Raw genomic sequence first — 7,722 nt, forward strand, 5'->3', positions numbered from 1 at the left:
GGATTGCGCCACATCGAAGCCGCAACCTGAAATCAGGATAAACGCCAGGCGGAAGCTGAATTATGCGAAATTAGATCCCAAAAAAACCACCCAGGCGCAGGGCAAATAGATGAAAAAGTAAACAGCTTGTTAGTGAATAGCTGCATTTTTGCGCCAAAACAGTGCATTTATTGCTCCGAAATGGCGCAGGATTGATGAGATATGGTGGGTGATTTCGAAGGGTGACTATATAAATCAGTGGGTTATATGACATACAAAAAATGCGGTTTTGTGTCGTTTTGCGATCTAAATCAAATTTAACAACTAAAGATAAATTGGTTAGCGCCGAAATAACATTCGCCTGCAATTTAACAGTTAAATAACCTGCATAGGACGCTAACATGGCTTCTCCTCCAATTGTCACGCAACGGGAGTACACCCTTGACGATGACACCACTCTGATGTCGACAACCGACCTGCAAAGCTACATCACCCACGCTAATGATACCTTCTCCCAGGTCAGCGGTTTCACTCTGCCGGAACTGATTGGCCAGCCGCATAATCTTGTGCGCCACCCTGATATGCCTAAAGCGGCTTTTGCAGACATGTGGTTCACCTTAAAGCAGGGCGAACCCTGGAGTGGGATTGTAAAAAACCGTCGCAAGAATGGTGACCACTACTGGGTACGCGCCAATGCCGCGCCGATGGTGCGCAATGGCAAGGTGACGGGATACATGTCGATTCGTACCCGTGCGACCCCTGAAGAGATTGCCGCCGTGACGCCGCTTTACAAGGCGCTACAGCAGGGGCGGGCGAAAAAACGGATCCATAAAGGCCTGGTGGTAAGCCGTGGCTGGTGGGGGCGGTTGCCTTCGTTACCGCTGCGCTGGCGGGCGAGAAGCGTTGTGACGCTTATGTGGCTTGTCGAGATGGCAGGGCTGTGGGCGATGAACAGTGGTGTTGCGCCCATGCTGCTGAGTACTCTGGTGATGCTGGCGGGATGCGCATGTTATGAGTGGCAGATTGTGCGGCCGGTTGAAGGCGTCGCTCGCCAGGCGCTAAGCGTGGCAACAGGTGAGCAAAACAGCGTAGCGCACCTTAACCGTAGCGATGAGCTGGGGCTGACGCTGCGTGCGGTGGGTCAGCTGGGGTTAATGTGCCGCTGGCTGATTAATGATGTTTCCAGCCAGGTCAGCAATGTACGTAATGGTAGTGAGACCCTGGCGAAAGGCAATGATGCGCTGAATGAACGCACCCGCCAGACCGTCGTCAACGTGCAACAAACCGTAGCCACCATGAGCCAGATGGCGGCCTCGGTGCAGAACAATTCAGAGACGGCCTCAGCCGCAAACAAGCTTTCCAGCGCGGCCAGCGACGCAGCCACGCAGGGCGGTGATGCCATGGAAACCGTGGTGAAGACGATGGATGAGATTGCCGACAGTACCCAGCGCATCGGCTCGATAACCACACTGATTAATGATATTGCCTTCCAGACCAATATTCTGGCGCTCAATGCGGCGGTTGAAGCGGCGAGAGCGGGGGAGCAGGGTAAAGGCTTTGCGGTAGTGGCAGGGGAGGTACGCCATCTGGCAAGCCGCAGTGCCAGCGCCGCCAATGACATCCGTAAGCTGATTGATGCCAGCGCCAGTAAAGTGCAGTCGGGCTACGATCAGGTTCATGCGGCAGGGCGCACGATGGATGATATTGTTACGCAGGTGCAAAATGTCACCTCTCTTATCGGCCAGATCAGCCACTCTACATCCGAACAGGCGCAGGGGCTGACGGAGTTAACCCGTGCGGTGGCGGAACTGGAAGCTATCACCCAGAAAAACGCGGGTCTGGTTGAGGAGAGTGCCAGCGTATCGGCAATGGTGAAGCATCGCGCTGGCCGTTTGCAGGATGCCGTCTCGGTCTTGCATTAATCGCTTTATTCCCCTTTCACCACCGTCGGAAGGGGAAAATAACCTTACGATTTCCATTGATTTAAATTGATTTTATTTTGTAAGTTAATTCCGCTTTAATTGTTGCAATTATATTAAATACCGATCAATTTCTCGCCAGTTAATATCCCTGCTATTAATAGTTTTAATTATTAATTAAATAAAGTTAAGCGATAATAATATTTGTTGCGCAACTTTGCTGTCGGAGAATATAACGATCAATAGCACTAAATTGATCGTTTGTAACTATCAGAATAATAAATGCTAAAATAAAAAAACGATCAAACTCATAAAGTTACTTCCAACGTTACCGATAACCAGCAATGGAGACGATATTTTAATCAGCTCCATTGCATCTCTGCATCTAACGCCTTGTGTGGGCGTGCTTTTTTATTAGTACTATAATCAGATACATGGGGAATATATGTTTTTACATGATGTAAAAATTGGCACCAAATTATTTTTGGCGTTCGGATTCTTTATCGTCTTAATGATAGCCAGTTCTTGTCTTTCGCTTTTCAGCCTGAATCGCGCAAATAACGGAATGCAAAATATTGTTCACCGCGATTATCCGACCACGGTGAAAGCGAATCAGCTTATCGATCAGTTTCAGACCTTTGTCAGCACCCAACAGATGATGCTACTGGATACTGATGGAAAATGGCGTGACGCATCCCAGAAGCAGCTTAATGATATTAGCGCCCGCATTACTCTCCTCCTCGAAGACCTCAGCAAAAACCTGCCCGATCAGGAATCACAGAACATTCTTGCGGGGATCAAAGAGGTCCGCCAGCAATACCTTAATTCCCGTTTCCGCATTCTTGAGGCCATTAAAAATAACGATCGGGCCGCGGCCGTCAACGAAATGATGACCAATATGGTGCCTATCCAGAAAGCCTACAAAGAGAACGTCCTCTCTTTGATTGCGATTCAGGATGCGCACATGCGTGCGGCGGGCGTGCAGGTAAACGGAGATTTCACCACTAACCGCTTACTGCTGATACTGCTGGCGGTGTTCAGCATCGGCATTGGCAGCCTGATGGGCTGGTATATCATGCGAATGATCACCCGTCCGCTGGGGGAAGCCGTTGCGTTTGCTGGTGCCATTGCCGGTGGCGATCTGACAGGCTCTATTCACTCCCACTCTCGTGATGAGACTGGCGTACTGCTGCGTTCACTGATGGAGATGAAGATCAAACTGGTGGATATCGTGCAGGAAGTGCAGTTTGGTTCGCAGAATATCTCCAGCGCGGCGGCACAGATTGTTGCCGGTAATCAGGATCTGGCCGCGCGCACCGAAGAGCAAGCAAGTTCTGTTGAACAAACGGCCTCATCAATGGAACAGATTACCGCGACGGTGAAAAACACCGCCGAGCATACCCACGAGGCGACCACCCTCTCTGCGGATGCCGCCACCGTGGTGAAAAATAATGGTGAGATGATGAGGCAGGTTACCGAAAAAATGCGGGTGATCAATGAGACCTCTAACCGGATGTCCGACATCATCAACCTGATCGATGCCATTGCTTTCCAGACCAACATCCTGGCGCTCAACGCGGCGGTGGAAGCAGCGCGAGCCGGTGAACATGGGCGTGGCTTTGCCGTGGTGGCCGGGGAAGTGCGCCAGCTGGCGCAGAAAAGTGCTTCATCGGCAAACGATATTCGTCAGCTGATTGAGAGCTCCACCAGCCAGACCCGTGAAGGGATGGCGCTGGTCGAAAAAGCGGGTAACCTCATCAATGGCATGGTGAGTAACGTTCAGGAGATGAATGTCATCCTGCGTGAAATTGGTCAGGCGAGCCGCGAGCAGACGGACGGTATCTCGCAGATTAACAGCGCCATTGGTCTGATAGACTCCACTACGCAGCAAAACTCCAGCCTGGTGGAAGAGTCCGTTGCGGCAGCGGCCTCCCTGAATGAGCAGGCGGAACATCTGCTGGGTCTCGTACAGGTCTTCCGCCTCAGTAACGGTGGGCAGCCAGCCTAATCCAGTTGTGAAATCTCCAGCGCCGCGCGGTCGATAACGCCAACAATCTGTTTGAGCTGCGCGGCACTGATATCTTCCTGATTAACCTTCAGATTCAGTACGGCTTTGAAATTCTCCAGCGCCCGTTTCATCTGCGGATCCTTGCGTAGCTGGCAGCCCACACTGCGGGCTTTGATGCGCGCCTGAATATGCTCCAGATGCGCTTTGTTCTCCTCCATCCAGGCCTGGCCCTGCTCCGTGATGGCAATTTTCCTGCGCCCGCTATCTTCGTCGCTAATCGAAATCAACTGCTGATCCTGTAACAGATCGAGCGTCGGGTAAATCACGCCCGGACTTGGGGTGTAATTGCCCTGGGTCAGGGTTTCAATCTCTTTGATCAGTTCGTAACCGTGGCTGGCGTTGCGGGTGAGAATGTCGAGGATCACCAGCCGCAGTTCACCGTGGCCGAAGAAGCGCTGACGACGTCCGCTACCGCCACCGCGTCCGTGGCGATGTTCGCCGTGTTCGTGTTCCGCATCGTGATGATTACAGCCTGGGGCTGAATGAGAGTGTCGCATGGTTGCCTCCTGTAATTTGATATATCTAATTTATATCTAAATTTTTAAAACAGGCAATGGCAAAGATGGTGTTTTTTATATTATATTGTTTTTATTGATATTTTATTTGCATTTTGGCATCCCGTGCGCTTTTGCTTCTGGCTATCTAAAAAAGATCTTGTCTTCTTGTTAAACAACAATCATTATCATTTAATCTGAATTTAGATATATCGTATTACATTTCACGAAGGCCGATTATGACTATCCAACACCATCGTTATCCAGAGCGTGTGCGTAATGAGCTGCGTTTTCGCGAGCTGACCGTACTGCGCGTCGAGCGTATCAGCGCGGGTTTCCAGCGCATTGTCCTGGGCGGCGAAGCGCTTGAAGGCTTCACTTCAGGTGGGTTTGACGACCACAGCAAAATATTTTTTCCGCAGCCTGGCACGCCCTTTACCCCGCCGCAGGTGACGGATGAGGGCATTGTCTGGGGCGAGGGGCCGCGTCCGGCATCACGCGATTACACGCCGCTGTACGATGCACGTCAGCATGAACTGGCATTTGATTTCTTTATCCATGAGGGCGGTGTAGCAAGCGGCTGGGCGATGACGGCGCAAGCGGGTGATTCGCTGACCATCGGAGGCCCGCGCGGTTCGCTGGTGGTGCCGGAAGATTATGCCTGGCAATTTTATGTGTGTGATGAGTCCGGGATGCCGGCGCTGCGCCGCCGCCTGGAAGCGCTGGATAAACTGGCGGTACGCCCGGAAGTGAAGGCTGTGGTGACCATCGCCGAGGCGTCTTACAAGGATTATCTGGCCCACCTGAGTCATTACAACATTGAGTGGGTGACAGGTCATGGTTCGAACGTGGCCGCGGAGAAGCTGGCAGCGGCAGTGGTGCCGGAGAGGGAATATTTCCTCTGGCTGACCGGTGAAGGCACGGTGGTGAAGTCACTGCTGGATTTAGCAGTGAGCAAAAACCTCGACCAGAATCTGCTGCGCGGCCAGGCGTACTGGCACAAGAAATAAAGGAAAGGTGCCCGGTAGCGCATTACCTGCCGGGCGTTGCGGTTACGCGACCTCTTCGTACTCGGCGTCGTTCACCTGCTGTTCAAGCGTCTGACGAATCTCTCCCAGCGCCTTCTCCTGCTGGCGGAAGTAGCTCTCCTGGTCGGTAAGCGTTGAAACCAGTTGCCAGGACTCCTCTTTTTCAAGGGTATTGAGCTCTTCAATAAGGCCGGCAATATGCTGTTTGACCTCAATGATGCGTTGACGCAGGCGCTGCAAATCATTCAGACGATCGCTTGCCATTAACGGCTCCAGCCCTTTTTGTAAGCGGGTAAGGAGGGATCGGATGGCGGCCAGATCGCCACGCTGACGGGCCTGATTCAGCTCCACCATCATGCCATGCGCTTCGTCTTTGAAGCCCTCGTCCACCAGATCCGGGTGGCACAGTTTGCTGGCCTGGCGCCACAGGCGTTTCAGCTCTGAGCGTTCATCTGGCGACATTTTTTGCTCAAAGCCAAAGCGTTTTTCTGCATCGTGCTGCTGCTCCTGATACTCCTCATACTCCTGACGTGCGTCATCGCGTGCCTGGCGGGCAGGTTCGTCTTCGCGTGTGAGGCCCTGCTCCAGTTCCTGCGCTTCTGCCAGCAGAGCGCTGATTAACGCGTTTTGCTGCTGGAGATGTTTTCGGGCTTCGGCAGCCTGCGCGGATTGCGGCGGGAAACTCTGCCAGCGACGCGTGAGCGTGACCAGCACCTCTACCGCTTGCGCCAGGTACTGCTGGCAGCGAAGGTAGTCGTCTTCGCGCTGGCGGGCCTCCGCCTCCTGTCGGCGCAGGGTCGCCTCGGCCAGGATCTTACGCAGACGCAGGATTTGTGACATTAGCGGCCCGAGACGCGTGAGGTAAAGGTCGTTGAAATCATCCAGTAGCTGAATGCGCGCATTGCGTTTATCGATAAGCTCGCGAAGCTGTTCTTCCAGTGCCTTTAGCTCCAGCTTGCTGGCTGCGACCTGAGGATCCTGCCACTGTACTACCGAGCGCTGATTTTGCAGCCAGTGCGTGATGGCGCGCAGGGCGTCGCTGTAGTTTTTCTCCTCAAGCGCCCATACGATGTACGCCAGTTCACCGTCCGTCGCTTCGGTTTTTAACAGCGGAAGCTGGCTGAGGATGATGCCGTCATCTTCCAGTTCTATCGCGTATTTAATGATCTCAAGCCGTTTGATGGGTCTGTTCATGGCGTTTCGCTAAGGCGCTTAAGTGATTCAGTTAATGGTAGTTGTGATTTGTAAATCTGAAATACGCTCATCGTCGTAGCTGCGTAAAAAGTTATCTGCGAGCGCGGGCAGATTAGCATGTGCCAGTGAGCGCGGGTATGGTTGAAATCATAATACAGGCGACAGGTTACAGTGCGTTAGTATTCGTGAAAGAAATACGTTAAGGGGGCTGTTTGCCTCATGGGCCACCGGGCACGCTTTTCTCCCTCGTACCTTTGGGGAGAGGGTCGGGTGAGGGGGAACAGTGGGTGACTGGCTGGAAGGGTTCCGTTCATCTCACATGCTAAACCGGGCACGCCTTTCCCCCTCGCCCCTTTGGGGAGAGGGTCGGGGTGAGGGGAAGAGCGTGCGGCTGGCTCAAAGGGTTCTGCTTACCTCCGGTGGAATCGTTCCGTTCACCTCATGTGCCGCGCTTCCATGAAACACCTTCACCCGTGAACGTGTTAAGGGCGTTCTCCGCCACGCCCTTAACAATCCCGGCTCCCGGCACGAAAACTGCCGCTTCGCGGTGACCCTCCGCTTATTTCTCCGGGCTGTCCGGGACCGGGCGCGATGCAGCGTCCCTGCAACGCGCGCCCTCGCCGCGCCTCCCTGCGCGTCGCCCCGGCCCTGCGAAAACGCGTCGGCAGTTTCCAGCCGGACTCCCCACACCTTACCCACCGCGCGGTTTTTGGCTTTTAACAGCAAAGGCTTTTTATCTGAAACTCCTGGCGTGCAACGGGGGGGGCGGCCCCGCGAAAACGCGTCGGTACTTTTCAGCCGGACCCGCCACACCTGGCTATTTTCACTGTCTGTAAGTCATTAAAGCGATGCGGTGTCTGTTGAAACGCAGTGACATGCAGCGGGGGCTTACGGTCCGGCTGAAAATCGGTGAGGCGTTGACGACGGGCCGGGACCGCCCGCAGGGACGCGGGCGGAGGGGATAGCCTGCAGGGATGCAGGCTGGTCCCCGACCCGACAGCACGGCGGCATAAGACGAACGGACCGCGCAGCGGCGATTT

General features: G+C 53.8%; 6 protein-coding genes. 3 read left to right on the forward strand and 3 right to left on the reverse strand.

What is annotated here, in order from left to right; translation table 11 throughout:
* Positions 1–70: 70 nt before the first annotated feature.
* Positions 71–382 (reverse strand): hypothetical protein, encoded by a 312-nt coding sequence (locus KXR87_RS21625; RefSeq protein ID WP_437434273.1) that lies wholly within the window; start codon positions 380–382, stop codon positions 71–73.
* On the opposite strand from KXR87_RS21625, the gene KXR87_RS21630 reads away from it, so the two are divergent.
* Together KXR87_RS21630 and KXR87_RS21635 are read left to right on the forward strand one after the other, a co-directional pair.
* Positions 381–1,901 (forward strand): methyl-accepting chemotaxis protein, encoded by a 1,521-nt coding sequence (locus KXR87_RS21630; protein ID WP_437434274.1) that lies wholly within the window; start codon positions 381–383, stop codon positions 1,899–1,901. The genes KXR87_RS21625 and KXR87_RS21630 overlap by 2 nt on opposite strands.
* 442 nt (positions 1,902–2,343) lie before the next feature.
* Positions 2,344–3,906 (forward strand): methyl-accepting chemotaxis protein, encoded by a 1,563-nt coding sequence (locus tag KXR87_RS21635; protein ID WP_437434275.1) that lies wholly within the window; start codon positions 2,344–2,346, stop codon positions 3,904–3,906.
* Here KXR87_RS21635 and KXR87_RS21640 read toward each other — a convergent pair.
* On the reverse strand, positions 3,903–4,463 hold the full coding sequence (locus KXR87_RS21640; protein ID WP_437434276.1) for a PadR family transcriptional regulator: 561 nt from the start codon (positions 4,461–4,463) through the stop codon (positions 3,903–3,905). The two genes, KXR87_RS21635 and KXR87_RS21640, sit on opposite strands and share 4 nt — an antisense overlap.
* 236 nt (positions 4,464–4,699) lie before the next feature.
* Between KXR87_RS21640 and KXR87_RS21645 the strand changes: the two genes are divergently transcribed.
* A complete protein-coding gene (locus KXR87_RS21645; protein WP_437434277.1) occupies positions 4,700–5,470 on the forward strand; it encodes a siderophore-interacting protein in 771 nt (256 codons plus the stop codon).
* Between the two features lie 42 nt (positions 5,471–5,512).
* Here the strand turns inward: KXR87_RS21645 and KXR87_RS21650 are convergent, their stop codons facing one another.
* Positions 5,513–6,682 carry a DNA repair protein gene (locus tag KXR87_RS21650; RefSeq protein WP_437434278.1) on the reverse strand — a complete coding sequence of 390 codons (1,170 nt, stop codon included), beginning with the start codon at positions 6,680–6,682 and terminating at the stop codon, positions 5,513–5,515.
* Between the last annotated feature and the right edge of the window lie 1,040 nt (positions 6,683–7,722).

The sequence above is a fragment of the Yokenella regensburgei genome, from assembly GCF_051486985.1.
In the GTDB taxonomy this organism is placed as follows: Bacteria; Pseudomonadota; Gammaproteobacteria; order Enterobacterales; family Enterobacteriaceae; genus CBFFRJ01.